20 protein-coding genes are annotated in these 24,166 nt (G+C 71.9%); 10 read left to right on the top strand and 10 right to left on the bottom strand.

From position 1 onward, the window contains the following. Positions 1–23: 23 nt before the first annotated feature. From FOF48_RS10125 to FOF48_RS10115, 3 genes are read right to left on the bottom strand one after another with little or no spacing between them, the layout of a single operon-like run. Positions 24–2,537: a bifunctional aspartate kinase/homoserine dehydrogenase I gene (locus FOF48_RS10125; protein ID WP_143900358.1), complete on the bottom strand. Its 2,514-nt coding sequence runs from the start codon at positions 2,535–2,537 to the stop codon at positions 24–26. Beyond that, a complete protein-coding gene (locus tag FOF48_RS10120; RefSeq protein ID WP_143900356.1) occupies positions 2,534–3,874 on the bottom strand; it encodes an alpha/beta fold hydrolase in 1,341 nt (446 codons plus the stop codon). The genes FOF48_RS10125 and FOF48_RS10120 overlap by 4 nt, the downstream gene beginning before the upstream one ends. A gap of 4 nt (positions 3,875–3,878) precedes the next feature. Then, the gene (locus tag FOF48_RS10115) at positions 3,879–5,168 is read right to left on the bottom strand and encodes an O-acetylhomoserine aminocarboxypropyltransferase/cysteine synthase family protein (protein ID WP_143900354.1); all 1,290 of its coding nucleotides are present in this window, start codon (positions 5,166–5,168) and stop codon (positions 3,879–3,881) included. Between the two features lie 547 nt (positions 5,169–5,715). Between FOF48_RS10115 and FOF48_RS10110 the strand changes: the two genes are divergently transcribed. Then, entirely contained in the window at positions 5,716–6,510 is a 795-nt protein-coding gene (locus tag FOF48_RS10110; protein WP_186001847.1) for a S9 family peptidase, read from the top strand. Between the two features lie 236 nt (positions 6,511–6,746). Here the strand turns inward: FOF48_RS10110 and FOF48_RS10105 are convergent, their stop codons facing one another. Further along, on the bottom strand, positions 6,747–7,373 hold the full coding sequence (locus FOF48_RS10105) for a glutathione S-transferase family protein (RefSeq protein ID WP_143900350.1): 627 nt from the start codon (positions 7,371–7,373) through the stop codon (positions 6,747–6,749). 132 nt (positions 7,374–7,505) lie between these two features. Here FOF48_RS10105 and FOF48_RS10100 point away from each other — a divergent pair, with 132 nt between their 5' ends. Further along, positions 7,506–8,342 (top strand): class I SAM-dependent methyltransferase, encoded by an 837-nt coding sequence (locus FOF48_RS10100; protein ID WP_143900349.1) that lies wholly within the window; start codon positions 7,506–7,508, stop codon positions 8,340–8,342. 3 nt (positions 8,343–8,345) lie between these two features. Here FOF48_RS10100 and FOF48_RS37005 read toward each other — a convergent pair whose 3' ends face one another. After that, a complete protein-coding gene (locus FOF48_RS37005; protein WP_255442030.1) occupies positions 8,346–9,377 on the bottom strand; it encodes a hypothetical protein in 1,032 nt (343 codons plus the stop codon). Positions 9,378–9,464: 87 nt separating this feature from the next. On the opposite strand from FOF48_RS37005, the gene FOF48_RS10090 reads away from it, so the two are divergent. Further along, entirely contained in the window at positions 9,465–10,652 is a 1,188-nt protein-coding gene (locus FOF48_RS10090; RefSeq protein ID WP_143900347.1) for a cytochrome P450, read from the top strand. Between the two features lie 27 nt (positions 10,653–10,679). Here FOF48_RS10090 and FOF48_RS10085 read toward each other — a convergent pair whose 3' ends face one another. The 4 genes from FOF48_RS10085 to FOF48_RS10070 form a co-directional block, all read right to left on the bottom strand. Beyond that, positions 10,680–11,528, bottom strand: a complete 849-nt coding sequence (locus tag FOF48_RS10085; protein ID WP_143900345.1) for an aldose epimerase — start codon at positions 11,526–11,528, stop codon at positions 10,680–10,682. A gap of 4 nt (positions 11,529–11,532) precedes the next feature. Then, a complete protein-coding gene (gene pruA, locus FOF48_RS10080) occupies positions 11,533–13,188 on the bottom strand; it encodes an L-glutamate gamma-semialdehyde dehydrogenase (protein ID WP_143900343.1) in 1,656 nt (551 codons plus the stop codon). 147 nt (positions 13,189–13,335) lie between these two features. Then, complete coding sequence (locus tag FOF48_RS10075; protein WP_143900341.1) at positions 13,336–13,734, bottom strand: response regulator; 399 nt, start codon at positions 13,732–13,734, stop codon at positions 13,336–13,338. A 150-nt stretch (positions 13,735–13,884) separates the two neighbouring features. Continuing rightward, on the bottom strand, positions 13,885–14,172 hold the full coding sequence (locus FOF48_RS10070; protein ID WP_143900339.1) for a hypothetical protein: 288 nt from the start codon (positions 14,170–14,172) through the stop codon (positions 13,885–13,887). A 510-nt stretch (positions 14,173–14,682) separates the two neighbouring features. Here FOF48_RS10070 and FOF48_RS10065 point away from each other — a divergent pair. The 7 genes from FOF48_RS10065 to FOF48_RS10035 all read left to right on the top strand — a co-directional run bounded on the left by FOF48_RS10065 (position 14,683) and on the right by FOF48_RS10035 (position 22,485). Continuing rightward, on the top strand, positions 14,683–18,333 hold the full coding sequence (locus FOF48_RS10065; RefSeq protein ID WP_143900337.1) for a serine/threonine-protein kinase: 3,651 nt from the start codon (positions 14,683–14,685) through the stop codon (positions 18,331–18,333). 27 nt (positions 18,334–18,360) lie between these two features. Next, positions 18,361–19,044, top strand: coding sequence for a 2-hydroxychromene-2-carboxylate isomerase (locus FOF48_RS10060; protein ID WP_143900335.1), 684 nt, complete (start codon positions 18,361–18,363; stop codon positions 19,042–19,044). Further along, positions 19,041–19,691: a hypothetical protein gene (locus FOF48_RS10055; RefSeq protein ID WP_143900333.1), complete on the top strand. Its 651-nt coding sequence runs from the start codon at positions 19,041–19,043 to the stop codon at positions 19,689–19,691. Before FOF48_RS10060 ends, FOF48_RS10055 begins: the two co-directional genes overlap by 4 nt. Positions 19,692–19,765: 74 nt before the next feature. Continuing rightward, entirely contained in the window at positions 19,766–20,962 is a 1,197-nt protein-coding gene (locus FOF48_RS10050) for an acetyl-CoA C-acetyltransferase (RefSeq protein ID WP_143900331.1), read from the top strand. A gap of 54 nt (positions 20,963–21,016) precedes the next feature. Beyond that, a complete protein-coding gene (locus FOF48_RS10045) occupies positions 21,017–21,232 on the top strand; it encodes a hypothetical protein (protein WP_014399195.1) in 216 nt (71 codons plus the stop codon). Positions 21,233–21,418: 186 nt separating this feature from the next. Then, on the top strand, positions 21,419–21,616 hold the full coding sequence (locus tag FOF48_RS10040) for a hypothetical protein (RefSeq protein WP_143900329.1): 198 nt from the start codon (positions 21,419–21,421) through the stop codon (positions 21,614–21,616). Positions 21,617–21,750: 134 nt separating this feature from the next. Further along, entirely contained in the window at positions 21,751–22,485 is a 735-nt protein-coding gene (locus FOF48_RS10035) for a DUF1751 domain-containing protein (RefSeq protein ID WP_143900327.1), read from the top strand. Positions 22,486–22,489: 4 nt separating this feature from the next. On the opposite strand, the gene FOF48_RS10030 is transcribed toward FOF48_RS10035, so the two are convergent. Then, on the bottom strand, positions 22,490–24,130 hold the full coding sequence (locus tag FOF48_RS10030; protein WP_143900326.1) for a sigma-54-dependent Fis family transcriptional regulator: 1,641 nt from the start codon (positions 24,128–24,130) through the stop codon (positions 22,490–22,492). Positions 24,131–24,166 lie beyond the last annotated feature (36 nt).

Below are 24,166 nucleotides of genomic sequence, written 5' to 3'. Positions count from 1 at the left end.
AAGGTGGGGGACGCCCCTCGCCGTCACCGTCCGCGCAGGCCCTGGGCAATCTTCAGGATGTCCGCGAGCACACCCGCCGCCGTGACGGGTCCTCCGGCGCCCGCGCCCTGCACCAGCAGCGGGTAGTCCGCGTAGCGCTCCGTGGAGAAGGCCACGAACGCCTCCGACCCGCGCAGCCGCGTCGCCGGGTGCTCCTTCGACACGGCCACGGGCCCCACACGCAGCACCGGCCCCTCCTTCACCGCCGGGTCGATGCGCGCCAGGTAGCGCAGCACCTTGCCCTCCGCGCGCAGGCCCTCGATGCGCGCGGTGAACGTCCGGTCCAGCTTCTCCAGCCCGGTGAGGAAGCGCTCCACGTCCGCCTCCTCCAGGTATTCGTGCGGCACGAAGGGCTCCACCTCCACGTCCTCCATCGACAGGTCCAGCCCCTGCTCGCGCGCGAGGATGAGCGCCTTCCTCGCCGCGTCCGTGCCCGCCAGGTCCTCGCGGGGATGGGGCTCCGTGAAGCCCTTCTCCCGCGCGGTCCGCACCGCCTTCGACAGCGGGACTCCGTCCATCAACTGCTGGCTCAGATAGCCGAGCGTCCCGGAGAACGAACCCTCCACCCCGTGCACCCGATCCCCCGTGCGCACCAGGTCCTTCAACGTCTGGATGACCGGCAGGCCCGCGCCCACCGTCGTCTCGTAGTGGTACGCGCGGTGGTTGAGGTGCGCGGTGCTCCGCAGCCGCTCCCACACCTCGCGCGGCTGCGTCAGCGGCTTCTTGTTCGCCGCCACCACGTGGATGCCGCTGCGGAACGCCTCCAGGTACAGCGTCTCCATGCCCTCCGCCGCGGTGCAGTCCACCAACACCGGCACCGGCAGCCGGCGCAGCGGCTCCAGCAGGGCCTCCACCACGGACGGGGACGCGCCCTCCGGCACGGACTCGATGCGCTCGCGCCACTGATTCAGCGGAATCCCCTCTGGCGAGAAGAGCACCCGCCGGCTGTCCGCGAGCCCCACCAGGTTGATCTGGATGCCATGGTCCTGCGCGAGCGTCTGCTGCAACGTGCGCAGCTGCTCCAGCAGCTGACTGCCCACCACCCCGTGGCCCAGCACCAGCACGCTCACCTCTTCGTGGGCGAAGTGGAAGGCCGCATGCACCGTGCGCACCGTCAGCGCTGTCTCCGCCCCATCCACGATGAACGAGATGGACCGCGCGCTCGCCGTCTGCGCGATGGCGCGCACGTTGATCCCCAGCGCCCCCAGCGGCTGGAACAACCGCCCGGCCACGTTGGCCCCCTGGCCCATCGCCTCCGCCACCAGGGCCACCTGCGTCACCGGCGCGCGCAGCTGGGGCGGCTGCAACGCGCCTCGCTCCAGCTCCGGCGCCAGCTCCCGCCGAAGCACCTCCTCCGCGCGGGCCGCGTGCACCCGCCGCAACACCACCGCCACCGAGCGCCCCGGCGGCGACTGCGCCGCCATCCACGCGTCGATGCCCGCCGCCTCCAGCGCCTGCAGTGCTCGCGGTCCCACCGGCCGGGCCGCCTCCTCGGTGCCACCCTCCAGGCCCAGCAGCGCCAGGTCCTCCAGCGACACCACGCACGTCGGCACGCCGCCATCGCCCACGCCGTGCAGGTCGATGAGCGTCCCGGGTTCGTCGGGCTGTTGCAGGTGCCGCACGCGCAGCGGGATGTCCGCGTCGCGCAGCGTGGACAGCGCGCGCGGGTGCAGCGTGGGCAGGCCCAGGTACACCAGCTCCAGCGCCTCCGTGTAGCTCAGGTGGGGCACCGGCCGCGCATCCGCCACATGGAGCGGATCCGCCGTCATCACGCCGGGCACGTCCGTCCACAGCGTGAGCGGCGTGCCCAGCAGCACGGACAGCACCGCCGCCGTCTCGTCCGCGCCGTCCGCGCCCAGCGTCGTGGAGCGCCCATCGAGCGACACGCCCCATCCCCCCGCGTGCAGCGTCAGCCTTCCCTCCCAAGCAGGCCGCAGCGTCGCGACGCGGGCGCGGGTGTGCTCGCGGTTCACGCGGGCGTGCCCGGGCTCACCCTCCGTCACCGTCCAGTCCGCGGCGTCCACCTCCAGCGACGGCACGCCGCGCGATCCCAGCAGCCGCGCGAGCAGCGCCGACGTCAGCCGCTCGCCCGCGCCGCGCACCACGTCCTCCAGCGCGGGCCGCCGCTCTCGCACCAGGCTGGCGCCATCCAGCGCGCGCCGCGCGGGCTCCAGCAGCGCCGCCAGCGTCCGCGTGCCGTCCGCCTCCACGGACGTGGAGCCCGGGGGCGCGCCCAGCCGCCGCTCGGCGTCCTCCAACATCAACAGGCCCCGCGCGAGCAGCCCATCCAGCTCCTGCCGCGCCAGCGTGGAGTTGCCCTTCAACGCGATGGACAGCGCGGCCTCCAACCCCACGGAGAGCCACGGCGGCGAGGACACGATGGCGGCGCGCGTGGTGCCCGCGTCGCGGCGGGACAGGTGCGTGGCCACGGACGCGAGGCCTTGGGCGGTGTCGAGGAGGAGGGGCGCGTAGCGGGTGATGCTGACAGGTGCGGTCATGACGTCTTCCGGGCGCGGACGCCGGCAGGAGAGGAGATGCGGGCGTCGCGGCCCACGCCAGGAGGCAGGGCGAGGGCGCGCAGCAGCAGGGGCGCGAGCGCGTCCCATTCGATGAGGAAGCCGTCGTGGCCATGCACGCTGCACAGGGCCGCGTATTCGGCGTGGAGCCCCTGCGCGCGCAGGCGCCGGGACAGGGCCTTCATGTGTTCAGGCGGGAAGAGCGCGTCCCGGTCGATGCCGATGCTCAGCGTGCTCGCCCGGATGCGGTCCACGCCGGGGCCGCCCCGGGGCGTCGGGACGCGCGTGAGGTCGTGGTGGTCCATGGCGCCCAGCAGCGTCAGATAGGCGCGGGCATCGAAGCGCGCCTCCAGCTTCGCGCCCTGGTGCTCCAGGTAGCTCTCCACCGGGTACAGCGCGCGCGAGGACCACGCCTGGGGCCGGGGTTGCAGTGCGTCCATGCCCGCCTCCGCGCGGTAGGTGAGCGTCGCCAGCTGGCGGGCCAGCTCCAGTCCGCGCCGGGGGGACTCGGGATACTCGGGGTCGAGCAGGATGGCCTGCCGGGCCACGTGGTTCCAGCCCACCACCCACGCGGACGCGGCCTCCGCCGTCGCGATGGGCACCATGCGCTGGAAGCGCTCCGGCGCCAGCGCCGCCAGGCACAGCACCACCATGCCGCCCAGCGACCCGCCGGTGACGAGCGCCACCTCCTCCACGCCCAGCGCATCCAGCGCGGCGAGGATGGAGCGGGCCTGGTCCCACGGCGTCACCGTGGCGGGCAGGCTCCGCTCATCCAGGCGCAGGTCGCCCTTGGCCAGCACCGGCGCCGGGCCGAAGCGCGTGTCATCGGTGCGCAGCGGGAAGCCTTCGTCCGCGGGGCCCGCGGTGCCGTAGCAGGAGCCCAGGTTGTTGAAGCACAGCAGCCGCACGCGCGAAGGGTCCAACGGCCGGCCCGGCCCGATGACGGGCGCCCACCAGCCGCCTTCCCCTCCGGCGTTCATGTCCCCGGTGAGCGCGTGCACGAGCAGCACCGTGGGCGCCGCCGCGTCCGGTGCGCGGCGGGGACCGGCGCGGCGCGCGTGGGTGGCCGCGTCGCGCAGCTCGGAGGCGGTCCGGCGCACCACGCGCAGCCGGCCTTCGCGCGTGGCCTCCTCGGAGTGCACGCGGGCGCGGGACTGCAACCACGCGAGGTCCTCCGGGGGCCCCCACCACCAGCCGCGCACCAGGTGGGGCGCCACGCGGGCGCCGGCCTCCAGCGGCAGGTCCGGCAGTGACAGGTCGAAGACGCGCGGGGTCTCCGCGCGCGGGGGAATGTCCACGGTGGGCCTCACGGGTCGCATGGCATCAGGCCGCGTTCAGGGCCTGGTCCAGGTCGGCCAGGATGTCGTCCAGGTGCTCCAGGCCCACGGACAGGCGCACCAGGTCGTCGGTGACGCCCGTGCTGGCGCGCTCCTCCGGGGTGAGCTGTTCGTGCGTGGTGGACGCGGGGTGGATGATGAGCGAGCGCGTGTCGCCGATGTTCGCGAGCAGGCTCCACAGCTTCACGCCGTCAATCACCTTGCGCCCCGCGGACAGGCCGCCCTTCACGCCGAAGGTGACGAGCCCGCCGAAGCCGCCCTTCAGGTACTTCTTCGCGTTGATGAAGGCGGGGTCGCTCTCCAGGCCCGGGTAGCGCACCCACTCCACCTTCTTGTGGTGCTGGAGCCACTTCGCCACCGCGAGCGCGTTCTGCGAGTGCCGCTCCAGCCGCAGCCGCAGCGTCTCCAGGCCCAGGATGAACGCGTGCGCGTTGAAGGGGCTGAGCGCCGGGCCCAGGTCGCGCAGGCCCTCCAGCCGGGCCTTGAGGATGAAGGCCGCGGGGCCGAAGGCCTCCCGCAGGCGCAGGCCGTGGTAGCCGGGGTTGGGCTCCGTCAGCTCGGGGAACTTGCCGTTCTCCCAGGGGAAGGTCCCGCCGTCCACGATGACGCCGCCAATGGAGGTGCCGTGGCCGCCGATGTACTTCGTCGCGCTGTGCAGCACGATGTTCGCGCCGTGCCGCAGCGGATTGAAGAGGGCGGGGGACAGCGCGGTGTTGTCCACGAAGAGGGGCACGCCCGCGTCGCGCGCCACGGCGCCAATGGCGTCGAAGTCCGGCACGTCCAGGCGCGGGTTGCCCAGCGACTCCAGGTAGAGCGCCTTGGTCTTCGGGCCGATGGCGGCGCGGAACGCCTCCGGGTTGCCCGCGTCCACGAAGCGCGTGGTGATGCCCAGGCGGGGGAGCGTCACCTTGAAGAGGTTGTAGGTGCCGCCGTAGAGGCTGGCGCCGGAGACGATCTCGTCCCCGGATTTGAGGATGTTGAGGATGCCCAGCGTCTGCGCGGCCTGTCCGGACGCGACGGCGAGCGCGCCCACGCCGCCCTCGAGCGCGGCGATGCGCTTCTCGAAGACGTCCGTCGTGGGGTTCATGATGCGGGTGTAGATGTTGCCGAACTCCTTGAGGCCGAAGAGCGCGGCGGCGTGGTCCGCGTCGCGGAAGCGGTAGCTGGTCGTCTGGTAGATGGGCACCGCGCGGGACCCGGTGGTGGGGTCGGGCGAATAGCCGGCGTGCAGCGCGAGCGTGTCGAAGTGCAGCGGACGGTCGTTGGGCGTGCTCATGGCAAGGGACTCCTGTTCGCGTCGCTCCTGCGGAGCGCGCGTGAAGTGAGGGCGGACGGGGGGTGGGGACGTCAGGGCACTGCGGGCGGCGGGGAGGACTTCAGGTCACGGTGGGCGCTGCGACGCTCCTCGGCAGGGGTGCGAGAGCGGAGGCCCGGAACGACGAAGCCCACCGACCCTCGCGGGTGGGTGGGCTCCAGTTGGCTCGCCAGGGGCAGGCTGTGCGTCAGCCGGCCGCGGCGGGCTTGGGCCCACCCGGAACAGGCATCGAACACATGCACATGGCGGAGGTGACGAACATTCTGCGAGAAGAAGTAGCGGCGATGGCGTGAGCTGTCAAGCCACCCCCCGGAACACCCCGCGCGTGTCGCGGACCTGTGACATCGCGTCTGTCCGCCTTCTCAAGATGAAGCCCTCCCTCCGCGCGGCCCTCCTCCTCCTGCCGGCCTCACTCCTCCTCGGCGCGTGCTCCAAGCCCGCTCCGTCCACGCCCGTGAATCTTCGAAAGACCTTTCAGACGCAGTTGAAGGTGGATCCCCCGGGGCGCATGCCCGCGCCCACACCGCCGAAGGCGCTCCTCGAGCTCGTGCGCTATCCGGCGCCGCTGGGCGCGAACGCGGCGTACATCACGCCGGTGCGCGGAGGCGGCCGGCGGCCGGCGGTGGTGTGGATCCACGGTGGAATGGATTGGGGGCTCGACGCCTTCGCGTGGGCGCCCGCGCCCCGCCAGAATGATCAGAGCGCGCGAGCGTTTCGTGAAGCAGGGCTGGTGTTGATGCTGCCCTCGCTGCGCGGGTCGGACGACAACCCAGGCGCGCGCGAGTACTTCCTGGGTGAGGTGGATGACGTGGTCGCCGCGATCGACTTCGTGGCTCAGCGTTCGGACGTGGACCCCGCGCGCGTCTACGTGGCGGGTCACAGCACGGGAGGCACGGTGGCGTTGATGGCGGCGGTGCTGTCGCCCCGGCTGAAGGGCGCCTACGTGTTCGGTCCCGTGGGGGATGTCTCCGAATACGCCCCGTATTTCCCGCTGCTGGCGCAGGCCCGGGGGACGGAGCTGTGGCTGCGCAACCCGGTGAGCTACGTGGAGCACCTGCGCGTGCCCACGCAGGTCATCGAGGGCGCGGACCACGGCAACATGGATGCGTTCGAACCGCTGCGGTTGGCGGCGAAGAGCGCGCCGCTGTCCTTCCTCCCCGTGCCTGGGGCCACGCACTTCAGCGTGCTCGCGCCCGTGACGGAGCTGCTGGCGCGCAAGCTGGCGGAGGCGCCCGCGGAGGCGCCCACGGTCCACCTCACGGACGCGGAGGTCCGTGAAGCCGTGAGCGCGCGGGCGGAGTGAGAGCAGCCTGGGGCGCGCGCGTTCGCGCCCCAGGTGTCTCGCGTCAGCCGGGCGTGGCGTTCCGCCTTCGGCTCACGCGAGGACTCGCGAGCTTGGGCCGCACGTGGGCGCGGGGCGTGACGTACCGGCTGTCGCGCCCGCGAGCTTGGGCTGCTCGTGGGCGCGGGGCGTGACGCACCGGCTGTCGCGCCCGCGAGCTTGGGCTGCACGTGAGCGCGGGGCGTGACGTTCCGCCTTCAGCTCACGTGAGCGTTCGCGGGGTAGGGCGGCACCGGCTCGTGCAGGCCCGGCTGCGCCTTCACGCGCTCCAGCCACGCGACGACCGCTGGATACGCCGCGAGGTCCACGCCCGCGTCCGGCGTGAGATGCGTGTACGCGTACAGGCAGAGGTCCGCGACGGTGTAGCGCTCATCCACCAGGAACGCGCGCGTGCCCAGGTGTCTCTCCAGCGCGGACAGCGCGCGCACTCCTGCCTCCTGCCGCAGCCGGAACGCCTCCGGGTTCCGCCGGTCGCGGCCCGTGAGCCGCCAGTAGCGCGCGGTGCCCAGGTTGGGCTCCACCGCGTTCTGCTCGAAGAACATCCACTGGTGCACCTGCGCCCGCGCGAAGCGGTCCTCGGGAAGCAGGTGAGTGCCCTCCGCCAGGAACAGCAGGATGGCGTTCGACTCCGCGATGAACCGCCCCGGCTCTGGTTCCAACACGGGGATGCGGCCGTCCGGGTTCTTGTTCGCTTCGAAGTCCGGCGTGTGGCTCTCGCCCGCGAAGATGTCCACCGGTACCAGTTCGTACGCCAGCCCCAGCTGCCCCAGCAGGGTGCGGATCTTGTAGCCGTTCGCGGAGGGAAGAAAGTCGTAGAGGCGCATCGGGGAGTTCCTGAGAGGAAGAAGTCGCGAGCCACCGTAGTTTGCCCGGCAACCCCGCCGCGCTCCGCTTCTTGCGCCTGAATCGCGTGGACTCATTGATTATCGACAGCTCATTCCAGGAGAGGGCCTGACATGACCGAGCGCTACGTCCCGAACCTCACGGGCATCCCCGAGACGATGCTTTGGACGCTGCACAACCGCGCGGGGGAGGCGAAGCGGCCGGACGGCATCCTCCAGGACGCGGAAGGGGTGCGCATCTACGACGCCATCCAGTACGACTTCGTGCGCTCGTTCGGCCGGGCGGAGGCGTCACATGCGGTGCGCGCGGTGGAGACGGATCGCATCCTGCGCCGCTGGTTGGCCGCGCACCCGGAGGGCTTCGTCGTGTCGCTGGGAGAAGGGCTGGAGACGCAGGCCCGGCGGTTGGACAACGGACGGCTGCGCTGGCTGAGCGTGGACCTGCCGGAGGCGGTGGCCATCCGCGAGCGCTTCCTCCCTCCCTCGGAGCGGTTCCGCCACTTCCCCGCGAGCGCGCTGGACCGCTCGTGGATGGACGCGGTGGACGCGTCCCCTGGCGTGTTCATCGTCGCGCAGGGGCTGTTCATGTACTTCGAGGAAGAGGAGGTCCGGCGGCTGCTCGTGGACATCGCGGAGCGCTTCCCGGGCGCGGAGCTGCTCTTCGACACCATCCCCCGGTGGTTCTCCCGCAAGACGCTCACGGGGCTGAATCGGACGCCGACCTATCGGGTGCCGCCCATGCCGTGGGGCATCAACGCGAATGAGGTCGAGGCGACGTTGAAGCGCTGGCACCCGCGCGTGGAACACGTGACCCGTGTTCCCTTCATGTTCCCGCGCGGGTTCGAACGCGTCGTCTACAACGCCATCAACTTCGTGCCCTGGCTGAGGCACAAGACACCGGGGATCATCCACGTGCGGCTGTCGGACGCCCCGGTGCCTTCCCGAGCCTGAAGGCTACTGCGCGGTGGCTGCGTTCCAGACCTCGGAGACGCGGCCCACCTGGTCGAACGCGCAGTGCGCGGCGCCCGGGATGACCTTGTCGTCCACCGGGAACTGGAGACCGCCGAAGTACGCCTCGGCCGCCTGGATGTCCTGGAGCAGGAAGTCCTGGTCGCCGTAGGTGAAGTAGAACTTCGTGCCGCCGCGCAGCGACGCGTTCGCCGCGTCCCAGTCCATGCTGCCCGTCCACGGCTTCTCACCGCCGCAGCTCAGCGCGTAGATGCCCGGGTAGCGGTCGCCGTAGCGCGGCAGGAAGCTGGCGGTCAGCTCGATGGAGCCGCCCGACGAACCGCCGAACAGGATGGGGCCGTCCTGGATGTCCCAGCCCCGGCGCAGCGCTTCGATGAGCCCCACCAGCTCCGCCGCGTTCTTCCCCTCCAGGTCGCGCGCCTCCACCGGCGCCTCCGTGGTGCAGTCCGTGCGCTCCGGCACCGTCCACCACGCGCACTTGTTGGGCGCGAGCGCCGTCACGTAGAGCGTGTTGTGCCCGTAGGTCCAACCACCGTGCGTGAACAGCGAGCGGGGGTTGCTGCCGGTGTACGTCAAGGCCCCATCCCCGTGCAGGTAGATGGCCAGCCGCATCGGTCCGGGCGCGATGCCCGCCTTCGGCTCGATGAGCTTCACCTCCGTCGCGCCCACCTGGGCCACGCAGTACGTCAGCGTTCCCGCGTCCGTGCTCACCGTGGCCGTCCGGCTGCAAGGAAGCTTGCCGGAGCCATGCGAGCTGCCCGTGCCCGCGTCGGTGCCCGCGTCCACACCCGCGTCGGTGCCAGCGTCCACGCCCGCGTCGGTGCCGCCGTCGACACCCGCGTCGATGCCAGCGTCCACGCCCGCGTCGGTGCCAGCGTCCACGTCCGGGCCAGCGTCCACGCCCGCGTCACTGCCTGCGTCGGCGCGGATGCCCGAGTCAGGCGTGGATTCATCAGGGTCGTCGGAGCAGGCGGAGAGACCCAGGGCGAGGACGGCGGCGAGGACGAAACGGGACATGTGACTCGATGGATTGAGGAGGCGAAGCCTCTGTTGAGCAGTCAGTATAACGGGTATAGTTTTCCAGTCTGGAAAGGAAATTATTCCATGGGCGGACGCGTGAACCTGATGGCGCCGGAGGTCCGGGCCAACCCCTATCCCGTCTACGCGGAGCTGCGGCGCACCGCGCCGGTGTGCCAGGTGGAGCCCGGGGGGCTGTGGGCGCTCACGCGCTTCGAGGACGTGGCCGCGGCGTTCAAGAACCCGCAGGTGTTCTCCTCGGCGGGGGTGCGCACCACCACGGCGCCGCCGTGGCTGGGCCACAACCCGTTCTCCGAGTCGATGATCGTCCTGGATCCGCCGCACCACATGCGGCTGCGCACGCTGGTGAGCCGCGCGTGGACGCCCGCGGCGGTGAACCGGCTGGAGCCGCGCATCCGGAGCTTCGCGCAGGCCCTGGTGGAGCGCCTGTCCCCGGAGCGCGAGGTGGACTTCGTGGACGCCTTCGCCATGCCGCTGCCCGCGAGCGTGATTGGCGAACTGTTCGCGTTGGATCCTCAGTTGACCGCCCGCTACAAGCGCTGGTCGGTGGACCTGTCCAGCGTGTCCGGCACGACGGAGAAGGACACCCACCGGCACGACTCCATTCGCGCCACGGTGCGTGAGATGGAGGACTACCTCTCGGAGGTCGTCGCCGAGCGCCGACGCCAGCCTCAGGACGACATGGTGTCGGACCTGGTGAAGACGCGCGTGGACGGCGAGGCGCTGTCCGACGCGGAGGTGATGAGCTTCCTGTTCCTCTTGGTGGTGGCGGGGTTGGAGACCACCGTGCAGCTCGTCAGCCACTGCGTGCGCCTGTTGATGGAGCAGCCGCACCTGATGGCCCGGCTGCGCGAGCACCCGGAGCAAGTGCCGCGCTTCGTGGAGGAGGTGCTTCGCTACGAGCCCTCCGTGCACGGGCTGGTGCGCGTCACCACGAAGGCGACGGAGGTGGCGGGCGTGGTGATTCCGGAGGGCGCGCGCGTGGCGCTGATGATTGGCTCCGCGTGCCGCGACGGCGAGCGCTTCAAGGACCCGGACACCTTCGACATGGACCGCGAAGGCGTGAACAACATGCCCTTCGGCCACGGCATCCACTTCTGCCTGGGGGCGCCGCTGGCCCGGCTGGAGGCGCGCGTGGGGCTGGAGGTGCTCCTGTCGCGCTTCACGCGCTTCACGCCCACGGGCCCGGTGAAGTGGAACACCTCCCTCACCGTGCGCGGCCCGCTGACGATGCCCCTCATCCCGCACGCCTGAGCGCGCGCGGGACGAAGGGCTGGACGCTCACGCTTCGATGTCGAACGCGAGCGACACGCGCTCGCCGGGGGCCACGTGCAGCAGGCCCTCGCCGGTGGCCAGCGCCCCGGCGGCGGCGGTCCACGGCTCCACGCAGACGAAGTCCTTGCCCCGCAGCGTCCACACGACGAGCAGGCGGAACTCCTGGCTCCACGTCAGCTTCACGGGCGGCAGGCCCGGCCCGCGCTCCAGCACCGTGCCCGGCGCCGAGTGGTCGCGCAGGTGCATGTCCACCTCCGGCTGGGTGAGGTCCAGGCCGGTGAAGGGCACCTCGTGCTTCGCGCGGTTGTCCCACGCGTGCGTGGCGTCCGTCTCCACGCGCGCCTGGGCCTTGTTGCCTTGGGGCACGCGGAAGTACGGGTGGTAGCCCAGGTGCAGCGGCAGGGGCCGCGTGTCCCGGTTCTCCAGGTCGAAGTCCAGCGTGAGCCGGCGGCCCGTGAGCGAGAACGCCAGCTGCGCGTCGAAGGCCCACGGGTACTGGCGCAGCGTCTCCTCCGAGGAGGACAGCCCCAGCACCAGCAGCGAGCCCTCCGACTGGCGCACCTGCCACGGCAGCTTCCGCGCGAAGCCGTGCTGCGGCAGCGTGTACGCCTTGCGATCCGCCGGGTACGTGTCCCCGGGCAGGGGGCCGGCGATGGGGAAGAGCACGGGGATGCCCCCGCGCACGTTCTTCGTGAGGTCGCCGACGGTGCTCTCATCCAGGTAGAGCACGTCCTCGCCGTCCACCACCATGCGGGTGACGAGCGCGCCGCGCGTGGGGATGATCTCCACGCGGCAGCCGCCGTCCTCCAGCGCGTGGGTCTCCAGCCCCGCGATGCCCGGGAACGGTCCGCTCATGGGACTAGCGGGCCCCGTCCTTCGGGTCGCTGTCCATGAAGGGGTAGGGCACCGCCACCGGCGGCGCGAAGTTCTCCTTGATGGTGCGGGGGCTGGACCAGCGGAACAGGTTGACGATGGAGCCGGACTTGTCGTTGGTGCCGGACGCCCGGCTGCCGCCGAAGGGCTGCTGGCCCACCACCGCGCCCGTGGGCTTGTCGTTGATGTAGAAGTTGCCCGCCGCGCTGCGCAGGCCGCTCATCATCTGCTCGATGGCCTTGCGGTCGCGCGCGAAGATGGCGCCCGTGAGCGCGTAGCTGGCGGACTGGTCGCACTCCTTCATCGTCTCCTCGAGCTTCGCGTCCGGGTAGACGTACACGCCCACGAGCGGCGCGAAGATCTCCTCCGTCATGATGCGGTGGCGCGGGTTCGTGCACTGCACCAGCGTGGGCTGCACGAACCAGCCCTCGCCGCGGTCGGTGCCTCCGCCCGCGAGGATGGTGGCGTCACCCCCGGACTTCGCCAGCTCGATGTACGAGGACACCTTCTTGAACGAGCGCTCGTCGATGACGGCGCCCATGAAGTTCCGGAAGTCCGCCACGTCGCCCATCTTGATGTCGCCGATGAGCGCCTGGAGGCGGGGCTTCAGCTTCGGCCACAGGGACTCCGGCACGTACACGCGGCTGGCCGCGGAGCACTTCTGGCCCTGGTACTCGTAGCCGCCACGCACGATGGCCACCGCGAGCGCCTCCAGGTCGTCCGCCGCGGACGGGTGCGCGAAGATGAAGTCCTTGCCGCCCGTCTCACCCACCAGCCGCGGGTACTGCTTGTAGCGGCCGATGTTCTCTCCCACCGTCTTCCACAGGTGATTGAACGTGGGCGTGGAGCCGGTGAAGTGGATGCCGCCCAGGTGGGGGCTCGCCAGCACCGGGTTGCCCACCGTGGGTCCGTCGCCGGGCAGCATGTTGATGACGCCGTCGGGCAGGCCCGCCTCGCGCAGCAGCTCCAGGCCGTACCACGCGCTCAAGGCCTGCGTGGAGGACGGCTTCCACAGCACCACGTTGCCCATCAGCGCGGGCGACACGCAGAGGTTGATGGCGATGGAGGTGAAGTTGAACGGCGCGACGGCGAACACGAACCCGTCCAGCGGCCGGTAGTCCGTCATGTTCCATACCTGCGGGGAGTTCTCCGGCTGGATGGACAGGACCTGCTGCGCGAAGTGGACGTTGTAGCGCAGGAAGTCGATGAGCTCGCACGCCGCGTCGATCTCCGCCTGGTGCGCCGTCTTCGACTGGCCCAGCATGGAGGACGCGTTGAGCAGTGGGCGGTAGCGCGTGGTGAGCAGCTCCGCGGCGCGCAGGAAGATGGCCGCTCGCGCGTGGAAGGGCATCCGCGCCCACTCCTCCTTCGCGCCCAGGGCGCTCTGGATGGCCTGCTCCACGTGGCCCGCCTCGGCCTCGTGCAGGGTGGCCAGCACGTGCTGGTGCCGGTGCGGCATGCGCACGGTGTCCGTCTTGCCGGACTTCACGTGCTTGCCGCCGATGACGACCGGAATCTCGATGTGCTCCCCGCTCATGCGCTTGAGCGTGGACTGGAGCTCCGCGCGCTCCGGGGTGCCGGGGGCGTAGGAGAGGACGGGCTCGTTCTTGGGAGCCGGGACGCGGGGGAAGGCGTTGAGCACGCGGGGACCTCAGGGAGGAAAAGGAAGGTTGGGCAAGGTATAGCCCTCCCACGTTCCCAGGTCAGCGTCAGAAGCCAGGGGCGTCCGCGCCGCGACACAGCACCGGTGCGTGTCCTCCACCGGCCGTATGTCCAGCGTGCGTCCGGCTCAGCCCTCGCCCGCGGCCTTGGCCGTGGCGCCCCGCGCGCGCTGCAGCACGGCATGAAGCTGCGCGATGAGGTACGGCGGCTTCACGGGCTTGACCAGGTACGCGTCCGGCTGCGGCTGTCCGGGCTCCAGGTCCGAGCGCGGCGCGTAGCCGCTGACGAACACCACGGGCAGATGCGCCAGCGCCGGCTCCGAGCGCACGCGGCGGCACAGCTCATACCCGTCGATGCCCTCCATGTTCACGTCCGACAGCAGCACGTCCGGCGGCTGCGCGAGCGCGTGCGCCAGCCCCGCTTCCCCGTCCGCCGCCACCGTGCAATCGAACTCGCCGGACAGCAGCAGGCGCAGCGTCTCGCGCATGGTCCAGGAGTTCTCCACGATGAGGACCTTGGGCTTCACGGCGCATCGACTCCCGGGGAGGGGACCGCGGACTGCGAGGGGGACCTGCGCCGCACAGCATCCCCCCGCCGTGCGCACCGGGCAAGAGGTCCCCCTTCACCCGCGAGAATTCGCGAAAGCCTCCACCTCACGGGTTCGCCCGTCAGCCCCCTACGACTCCGGCGGCGGATTCCGGAGCCCCCGCCGGGAAACCTCGGAGTCCGGCTCCTCGTCGCCCCGCGCCTCGCGCTCGGGGACCTCGGCCGCCTCCCATTCCTCGCCGCGCTCGACGTCCGCCTCCCACGGCGTCTCCTCCAGGGGGCCGGGGTTGACGTCCGGGTCACGGGCCGCGGCCGCGGAGCGTTCGCGGGCCTGCTCCGCGGCGGCGCGGTCCTGCGCGTCCTCCAACTGCCCCCGGTCGCGAGGTTGGAAGTTCCTGCTGCCCTTGTCCGAGGCCATGGCGCCACCCCCAAGGCGAAGGTGGACCGTGGCGGAGCGGGCGGGCAACGGCGGTCCCTGGGGAGGCCGGGCCGTCCGGTCGTCCAGGGGCGAGGAGGGAGGGCGCGCGGGATCGCCATGCGGGCGCGGATCCACCCGGGCGGCGCTCGCGTCCCGCCGCGGCCGCGTGGGCGCCAGCGCGCGCTCAACGCGCTTGTGACGTCTGCTGCGGTGCGGCAGGGCGCAGGCCGTGCATCCGTCCCAGGGTGGCGTCCTCCCCGGAACAGAAGCGGCTGCTCGGCAAGCGCCCGGGCACGCCCATGTGTTTTCTTCCAGCGAGACGGTGAACCGGGGACTAATGGCAGAGCGTGCACCTGCTCGGATGTCCCGGAGGCGGTGTCACTGAAACGTGCTATTCCTCCGACGTCTGGATTCTGGCCGGAAACGGCCAGCCCTTTGCGCGTGAGCGACGACGAGAAGACAACGGTCCTGGACGAGCGCACCCGGCCTCCGAGCACGTGGGGGGACCGGATGCGTACGCCCATCACGCTGCCGGGTTCGGGCGTGGGGGAGCGGCGCTCGCTGGTCCCGGGCGTCATCGTCACCGGGCGCTACCGGGTGGAGTCGCTGCTGGGCGAAGGCGGCATGGGCCGCATCTGGCTGGCGGACGACCTGCAGGAGCGCCGCCGCGTGGCGCTCAAGGAGATGCACGTCCCGGCGGAGCTGTCCGCGGCGAAGGTGGAGGAGCTGGTGCTGCTGTTCCGGCACGAGTTCTTCGCCATGAAGAAGCTCCAGCACCCGTCCACGCTCAAGGTGTTCGACTGGGGCATGACGGAGGCGGGCAACCGCTTCATCACCATGGAGGTGGTGGGCGGGCAGGACCTGAGCACGCTGGTGCGCGAGGCGCCGCTGGACACGCGCACGCTGTACCGGGTGCTGATCCAGATGGCGCAGGTGCTGGCGTTCATCCATTCGCGCCTGTACGTCCACTGCGACATCAAGGCCAGCAACGTGCGCATCACCGAGTCCGGCGCGGTGAAGCTGATGGACTTCGGCGTGATGCACCAGCTGGGCACCCCCAGCCCCGGCAAGCTGAAGGGCACGCTGGAGTACCTGGCGCCGGAGTGGCAGCGGGGCGCGAGCATTGACGGCCGCGCGGACCTGTACTCGCTGGGCGTGATGGCCTGGTACCTGGCCACCCGCAAGCTGCCCTTCAAGCGCGCCAGCCCCGCGGTGCTGCTCGCGGACCACCTCACGCGCCCGCCGCCGCGCCCCTCCACGCTCTGCCCGGTGGACCCGCAGCTGGAGGAGATCATCCTCCTGCTGATGGCGAAGGATCCGCGCGAGCGCTTCCAGGACGCGGGCGAGCTGCTGGAGGCGCTCTGCCACGCCAGCGGCGAGCCCGTCCCCGAGGAGCCGCTGTCCGCGCGCGCCAGCTACCTGCACGTGCCGGAGGTGGTGGGGCGGGAGGCGGAGCTGGAAGGGCTGATGAACGGCCTGGCGGAGGCGGACTGGGGCCAGTCGCGCGCGGTGCTGGTGGGCGGGCCCGCGGGCGTGGGCAAGACGCGGCTGCTCCAGGAGTTCGAGCTGCAGGCGAAGCTGGCGGAGCTGCCCTTCGGCCGGGGGCAGTGCCGCGCGGAGGGCCTGGCGCCGCTCGCCCCCGTGGCGCAGGCGCTGCGCTGCCTGGTGCCGCACACGCCCGGCGAGGTGATGGACCGGGTGGGGCCCCGGCTCGCGCGCCTGCTGTCGTCGGACGGGTACGAGGGCGACCTGCACGAACAGCTGCTGCGCGACGGTTCGGAGGAGAAGGCCGGCTTCTTCGAGGCCCTGTCGGAGTGGACGCGCACGCTCGGCGAGCGGCAGTCCTTCGTGCTGTGCTTCGAGGACCTGCAGTGGGCGGACAGCGCGACGCTGGAGGCGCTCAACGTCCTCATCCGCGCGCTGCACGGCACGCGCGGCATGGTGGTGGGCACGTTCCGCTCCCACGAGCTGTCCCGGCTGAGCCTGGCGTTCCAGACGGTGGATGAGAAGCTCACGTCCCGCGTGGACCTGGAGCCGCTGTCCGCCGAGCACGTGGCCACGCTGGTGGAGCTGGTGCTGCCGGGGCTGGGCATGCCGGAGGGCTTCGTGCAGCGGCTGCACGCGACCACGGGCGGCAACGCCTTCTTCGCCACCGAGTGCCTGCGCATGCTGGTGGAGGCGGGCGCGCTCAAGCGCGTGGGCGGGCGCTGGCAGGCGGAGGAGGGGCTGGGGACGCGTGCGCTGCCGTACAGCATCCAGGAGACGGTGCTGGTGCGGCTCGCCAGCGCGCCGCCGGAGCAGGTGTCGCTGCTGCGCAAGCTGGCGCCCGCGGGCCGGATGCTGGACCTGCCGCTGGTGCGCGCGCTGTCGGGGCTGCCGGAGGCGGAGCTGTTCGCCGTCCTGGACGGCATCGTGGAGCGGCAGTTCCTCCAGGACGTGGAGGGCCGCTTCGTCTTCACGCACGACACCGTGCACCAGGCCGTCTACGACAGCACGCCGGAGGCGGAGCGCCGGGGCCACCACGGCCAGGTGGCGCGGGCGCTCCAGGCGCTGCCCTCCGGACGCGCGGGGGTGGTGCGCGCGGTGGGCTGGCACTTCGCGCGCTCGGACGCGCCCGCGGAGGCCATCCAGCCGCTGCTGGAGGCGGGACAGGCGGCCATCGAGGCGCAGGCGCTGCTGGAGGCCACGCTGCTGCTGAAGGAGGCCGCGGGGCTGCTGGAGTCGGCGCCGGACTATCCGGGGCGCTCGGAGCAGCTGCTGCGCACGTGGGTGTCGCTGGTGGAGGTGGGCTACTCCAGCGACCCGCCGACGTCGGTGGCGTACGCGGAGCGGCTGTTCGCGCACTGGGCGGCCACGGTGGACGTGGCGGCGGGCCGCCAGGAGGCGCTGTCTCGGTTGGAGTCGGCGCGCACGGCCACGCCCGCGGAGCGCCAGGAGCTCTTGTGCCCGCTGTTCCGCGAGGTGTCGGCGAACGCGCGCATGACGCCGGTGGATGTCTTCTGGAAGCGCTCGGAGCTGCAGATCCTCCAGGGCATGGCGCTGGCCATCCTGGGGCGCACGGACGAACTGGAGGCGCTCTTCGCGCGCGTGGCCGCCGAGCATCCGGAGGACTCGCCCTACCGGTCCGGGCTGTCCATCGCGCGCGCGACGCTGAGCGCGTACACCGGCCACTGGGCGGGCGGGATGGCCGAGCAGCGCCATCAGGTGCGGCGGCTGCGGGACTTCCGCGACGCGGTGGGGCGGCCGCCCCGGCGGCTGGCCTGGGCGCTGGGCATGGGCGGCTACCTGCTCAACGCGAACCTGGCCCTGCGCGGCGAGCCGCTGGACGAGGACGTGCTGAAGGACGGGCTCCAGCTGGCGGAGGCCCACGGCTTCACCGACGTGCGCGCCTACCACCTCTTCGCGCAGGTGGCGCGCGCGGTCTTCACCGGCGACGGCGCCGCGTTCGCGTCCGCGCTCTCGCAGAAGACGGAGCTCATCCGGCGGCTGGGCAGCCCCCGGCTGATGGAGCGCAACGTGGCGCTCTTCACGCCGCCGTACTACCTGGAGCGCGGCGAGCACGAGCTGGTCGCGGCGGTGGTGTCGCGCGGCGAGGCGCTCTCCCGGCTGTTGCCCGGGGACCGCTGGCTGCGCGCGCACGTGCTGGTGTACCAGGCGTGCCGCGACGTGCTCTTCGAGGACGCGGGCGCCGCGCGCGAGTCGCTGCCCCGGGCGCTGGACGCCGCGCGCCAGGGCGGCCTGCGCATGGAGACGCTGCTGCGCGTGTACCAGTCGCGCTTCGAGCGGGACCAGGGCCGGCTGCCGGCCGCGCTCGCCGCCGCCGAGGCCGCGCTCGCGCGCGCCTTGGACCCGCTGCTCGCGAACCCGTGGGATGAGATCCTCGCCCGCCGCGCGCTGGCGCCGCTGGTGTCCCAGGAGGAGGGGGACGGGCACCTGCGCCGCGCGCGCCTCCTGGCGGAGTCCACCGGCAACGTGCTCCAGATGGGGCTGGTGTACCTGCAGACCGCCGAGCGGCTCACGACCCCGGAAGAGGTGGTGCGGGAGCTGGAGATCGCCGAGCGCGCCTTCGCCACCGCCCGGGCCACGCACCTCCAGATGCTGGCCCAGTCCCTGCGCGGTCCGTTGTCGCGTCAGCAGGAGGACGTGAAGCAGAGCGCCTGACGGCGCCGTCATGGCTAGGATGGCCGCATGGCCTCCTCTTCCCCCCTGCGCTTCTGCCTGGACTACCTGTCCCCGTACGCGTACCTCGCCTGGCTGAGGATGCCCGCCATCGCGGCGAGGCACGGCCGCCCGCTGGAGCCCGTGCCGGTGCTGCTCGCGGGGCTGCTCAACGCGGTGGGCTCCATCGGGCCCGCGGAGATCCCCGCCAAGCGCGTCTACGTCTTCAAGCAGACGTTCCGCATCGCGCACGAGCAGGGCGCGCCGTTCTCGCTGCCGCCCTCGCACCCCTTCAACCCGCTGCTGTCCCTGCGCGTGACGGCCGCCGTGGACGACGTGGCGGAGCGGACGCGGCTCACCACCGCGCTGTACTCCGCCGCGTGGGGCGAGGGCCGGGGCATCGAGACGCCGGAGCAGGTGGGCGCGGTGCTCGAGGCCGCGGGCTTCGACGCGAAGGCCCTGCTCGCGGCGGCGGCGACGCCGGAGGTGAAGGACCGCGTGCGCGTCAACACCGAGGCGGCGCTGGCCGGGGGCGCCTTCGGCGTGCCCTCCGTGCTGGTGGACGGCGAGATGTTCTGGGGCGTGGATTCGCTGGGCCACCTGGAGCGCCACCTGGAGGGCCGCGACCCGCTCACCCCCGAGGCCCTGGCGCGCTGGCAGGACCTGCCCGCCACCGCCGGCCGGCGCCAGGATGGAAGAAAGCCCCGTCCGTGAACGTGCTCGGGCAGCTGGGCGTCGCCGTCGCGGGCCTCGTGCTGGCTGGCGTGCTGCTCGCCCTCAACTTCTGGCGCGCGCTCCTCTTCCTCTTCCCCCACACGGTCCGGGTGGAGCCGGAGGCCCCCGCGGACCAGATGGACCTGCCGGACGCGCTGGCCCCCCTGGCGGGCCAGCTCCAGGCGCTGGGCTTCACCCCCCTGGGCAGCCACGAGGAGAAGCCGCTCCTCCAGAAGGCCACCCGCTCCTACGACTGGGCCCACGCCGGGGAGCGCGTCTTCGCCACGCTCCACCTGGGGAACGGAGAGGGGCCCCGGCTCTACCTGCTCACCCCGCTGGCCTCCGGGGGCTTCGTGGTCACCGCCAGCTACCGGCGGCCCGCGTTGGACCTGCCGGGATACCGCTCCGGCTCGCTGGAGGACGCCTCACCCGAGCGCCTGTTGCGCGCGCATGTGCGACGGCTGGACGGCTGGGAGCCGGCGGGCCCGGAGGCCTTCAGCTGGGAGGGGCGGGTCCAGGCGGGCCGGGCCTGGTACCAGGGCCTGGGCCGCAAGGAAATCCGCCGCCAGAACCTCCAGGGACTGTTGTGGACGGCCATCGCGCTTGCCATCGTCGCCAGCGCCTTCCTGGGCCAGCGCGCGGGCTGACGGCCCCCTGGGTGCTTTTCCACGTCACGTCGTGCGTGCACCCGGCGCCCTGGAAGAGTAGGGAGACGAGCACCATGAAGAGCGTGTCCAAGAACGAGGAAATCTACTTCCTGTCCGGCAAGCGCACCCCGTTCGGTACCTACGGTGGCAGCCTCAAGGACCTGAGCGCCACCGACCTGGCCGTGGAGTCCGCGAAGGCGGCCCTGGCCCAGGCGGGCGTCTCCCCGGAGCAGGTCGAGCACGTGGTGTACGGCAACGTCGTCCAGACGAGCTCCGACGCCATCTACCTGCCGCGCCACGTGGGGCTGCGCACGGGCGTGCCGGTGCCGGTGCCCGCGCTGGGCGTCAACCGGCTGTGCGGCTCCGGGTTCCAGGCCTTCGTCACGGCCGCGGAGATGATGCTGACGGGCGGAGCGGAGTGCGTGCTCGCGGGCGGCACGGAGTCCATGAGCCAGGCGCCGCACGTCATCCGGGGCGCGCGCTGGGGCATCCCCCTGGGCAAGGGCGGGCTGGAGGACATGCTCTGGACGGCCCTCACGGACAGCTACACCGGCCAGGCCATGGCGCTCACGGCGGAGCAGCTGGCGGTGGACTACGGCCTCACCCAGGACGACGTGGACCAGTACGCGGTGCTCACCCAGAAGCGCTTCGCCGCCGCGCAGGAGGCGGGCCGGCTGGGGGATGAGATCGCGCCGGTGACGCTCAAGGGCAAGAAGGGCGACACGGTGGTGGCGAAGGACGAGCACAACCGCCCGGAGACCACGGTGGAGGGCCTGCGCAAGCTGCCCAAGGTGTTCAAGAAGGACGGCGTGGTGCACGCGGGCGCGGCCAGCGGCATCTGCGACGGCGCGGGCTCCATGGTGATGGCCACCCGCAGCTTCGTGGAGAAGCACGGGCTGAAGCCGGTGGCGCGGCTGGTGAACTGGGGCGTGGCCGGGTGCGACCCGAAAATCATGGGCATTGGCCCGGCGCCGGCCATCCGCAACCTGCTCCAGCGCGCGGACGCGAAGCTCACGGACGTGGACCTCTTCGAGGTCAACGAGGCCTTCGCGCCCCAGTACCTGGCGGTGGAGAAGGAGCTGGGCCTGCCACGCGACGCCACCAACGTCAACGGCGGCGCCATCGCCGTGGGCCACCCGCTGGGGGCCTCCGGGGCGCGCATCACCATGACGCTGGCGTACGAGCTCAAGCGCCGGGGCGCCCGCTATGGTATCGGGTCCGCCTGCATCGGCGGGGGCCAGGGCATCGCGGTGCTGGTCGAGGCGCTCTAGGAGCGCCGCGGGGCGACGGGGTACGGGGCAGACGACTTCCGGACGGGACGTGAGATGAGCAACGAGGTGGACGCGAAGACGGCCCGCGAGCGGGCCAAGGCCATCGCCGAGCAGCGCCGCGCCGAGCGCCGCAACCGCAAGCGCCGTTGCGTGGTGTGCGGCGTGGAGGAGAGCGACAAGACGCCCCTGACGGCCCACCCCGAAGGCATCGGTCCCGCCTGCAAGGACGAGGTCACCTGTCAGGCACGCCGCGCCGCCGCGGGCCGCTGACGGCCCGCGTCCCCCCTCGTCCGCCCGCCACACTGTTGGCGGGTGGACGCAAGCCGGGCCTCCCGCCCGGAGCGGCCCGCCAGCGAGGTGGGGCATGCTTCCGGAGCCGGATTGTCGGGCCCGTTTCTTGATGGCGCCCGCGACTCAGGGTAAACGTTCGTAATCTCTGGTGACACGAGGGTTGGAATGGGCGTTATCAGCTTCACGGGCGTCAAGGTGTTCTCCACCACGCTCGCGCGCGATCGCGAGAACATGGGCGAGAACATCACCAAGTGGCTGAAGGAGAACTCCTCCGTGGACATCGTGGACAAGATCGTCACGCAGTCCTCGGACAAGGAGTTTCACTGTCTGACCATCACGCTCTTCTACCGTCACAAGGCCTGAGGGCCTCCGGCCGGTCTGAAGAAGGCGTGGGATGCGAGGGCGCTTCTCCCCGAGGACATCGGGGTGGGGCGCCCTTCATCGTTTCTGGATTTGGGGTTGCGGTCCGGACGGGCTTCCACCACCTTTGGGCCTCTATGCGACCCATGCGGGGCTTCAACAGGGGAGGAGGCGGCGGCTTCGGCGGCGGCTTCCCTGGCCTGGATTCGATGGCCGCCAAGCTGGCGGTGGGGTTGGTGGCGTTCTCCGCGCTCTTCCTGGCGACGCAGCGGGGCCAGGGCGCGCTGCTCTTGCTCAACCCCCGGGACGTGCTGGGGCTGCGCGTGTGGGAGCTGTTCACCTACGCGTTCGTCGCCACGGACCCGCTGGGCATCGTCTTCGGCGCCATCATCATCTGGTCCATTGGCGGCTTCCTGGAGTCCACCTGGGGCGCCAGGCGCCTGCTGATGGCGTCGGTGGGCATCACGGCGCTCGCGGGCCTCATCACGGTGCTGCTGTCGCTGGTGATGCCGATGGCCAGCTACTACGCCGGCGGCACGGTGATGACCACGGTGCTGTGGGTGGCGTACGGGCTGGTGATTGGCCGGGGCCAGACGAACTTCTGGGGCATCCCGCTGACGGGCAACTGGTTCGCGGCGATTGGCGCGGGCTTCACCGTGCTGCGGCTGCTCACCGCGCCGGCCTGGCAGGTGCTGGCCCCGGAGCTCATCAGCCTGCCGCTCGTGTTCGCGTACGTGCACGGCGCGAGCCCCAAGCGGCTGATGCTCCACCTGCAGCACTGGCGGCTGCAGCGCCAGCTGCGCGACCGCTCCAAGCACCTGCGCGTGGTGGACCGCGACCGCTCGCGGGACCGCGACCAGTTCCTCAACTGAGGGGCTAGTGGGCGGCCTCCGGGTGGCCGTACTGCTTGAGCTTCCGGTAGAGCGTGGCCACCCCGATGTCCAACTGCTCCGCGGTCCGGGAGCGGTTGCCGCCGTTCTGCGCGAGCACCGCGAGGATGTACTCCTTCTCCATGTCCTCCAGCCGGCGCGGGTTGCCGGTGGGCACCAGGCTGGGCGGCGCCGCGCGGACCTCCTCCGGCAGGTCGTCGCGCTCCACGCGCGGGCCTTCGCACAGCACCACCGCGCGCTCAATCGCGTTGCCCAGCTCGCGCACGTTGCCCGGCCACGGGTAGCGCAGGAGTTGATCCGCGGCGTCGGGAGCGAGCCCGTTCACCCGGCGGCCCAGGCGCTCGCCGGCCTCCGCCAGCAGCAGCCGCGCCAGGGGGAGGATGTCCTCCCGTCGCTCGCGCAGGGGCGGGATGCGCAGCTCGATGACGCGCAGCCGGTAGAAGAGGTCCTGGCGGAAGCGGCCCAGGCGGACCTCCTCCGACAGCTCGCGGTTGGTGGCGGCCACCACGCGCACATCCACCTTGCGGCTGGTGTTCTCGCCCACGCGGCGCACCTCGCGCTCCTGGAGGACGCGCAGGAGCTTCGCCTGCATGGCGGCGGGGACCTCCCCCACCTCATCCAGGAAGAGGGTGCCGCCGTGCGCCGCCTCGAAGAGGCCGGCCCGGTCGTGCGTGGCGCCGGTGAAGGCGCCCTTCGCGTGGCCGAACAGCTCGCTCTCCAGCAGGCTCTCCGTCACGGCGGCGCAGTTGACGGCGATGAAGGCCTTGTGGGCGCGGCCGGACTCGTCGTGGATGAGCCGGGCGATGCGCTCCTTGCCCACGCCGCTCTCGCCGGTGACGAGCACCGTGGTGTCCACCTTGGCCGAGCGCCGGGCCAGGTTGAGCACGCGCTGCATGGCCTCCGCGCGGGCCACCATGCCCGCCGGGTCCTCCGTCACGCCGGACACCCGCGCCAGGGACTGCCGCTTCGCGCGCAGCTTGCGCTCCGCCTGCCGCAGCGCCTCCGTCACCTGTCCGAGCACGCCCTCCATGCACTGCGTCTCATAGAAGCGCAGGAACTCCGTGCACTCGGTGCTCCACTCCTCCTGGGGCCGGCCCACGATGTGGCAGAGGGCGTCCCCCTTGCCCACGCACTTCAGCTCCGCGCAGTAGATGGGCTTGCCGTTGCAGTAGCTCATGTACCCGGACGCGAAGCCGGTGAGGCTCCAACACACCGGCTGATCCGCCTGCCCCAGGTGCAGGAGGTGCTGCTCGGCTTCATAGGAGTCGCTCCACTGCGCCTCCGCGAAGGGCTCCGGGCCGTCCTTGTCCGTCCGCTCGATGCGCTCCACGCGCACCTGGCCCATCAGCGTGTGCAGCCGTCCGCCCGCGCGGCGCCACTCCGCTTCGTCCGTCCACGGCACCGCGGACTTCATCGCCTCCGCCGTGCGCCAGCCGTGCGCGTAGCCCAGCCGCGTGAAGATGCCGCGCGCCGCCGTCATCCCCAGCATCCCGATGAGCTCCTTGCGCAAGAGTCCCAGCGCCACCGGGTCCATCAGCAACGCCCGCTGCCCGGCGAAGTGGATGACGCCCCCCTTCGGCTCGAACGCCAGTAACTCCCTCAAGTCCAGCCCTTCCAGACCCACCACGGTGTCTCCCTGAATCGTTTCAGACTGATGCGTCTC

Origin of the sequence: Corallococcus sp. Z5C101001 (assembly GCF_007352635.1) — a bacterium.
GTDB classification, from domain to species: Bacteria; Myxococcota; Myxococcia; order Myxococcales; family Myxococcaceae; genus Corallococcus; species Corallococcus silvisoli.
Note: the sequence above shows the minus strand (reverse complement) of the source record. Positions and strands in the feature narration are given on the sequence as shown.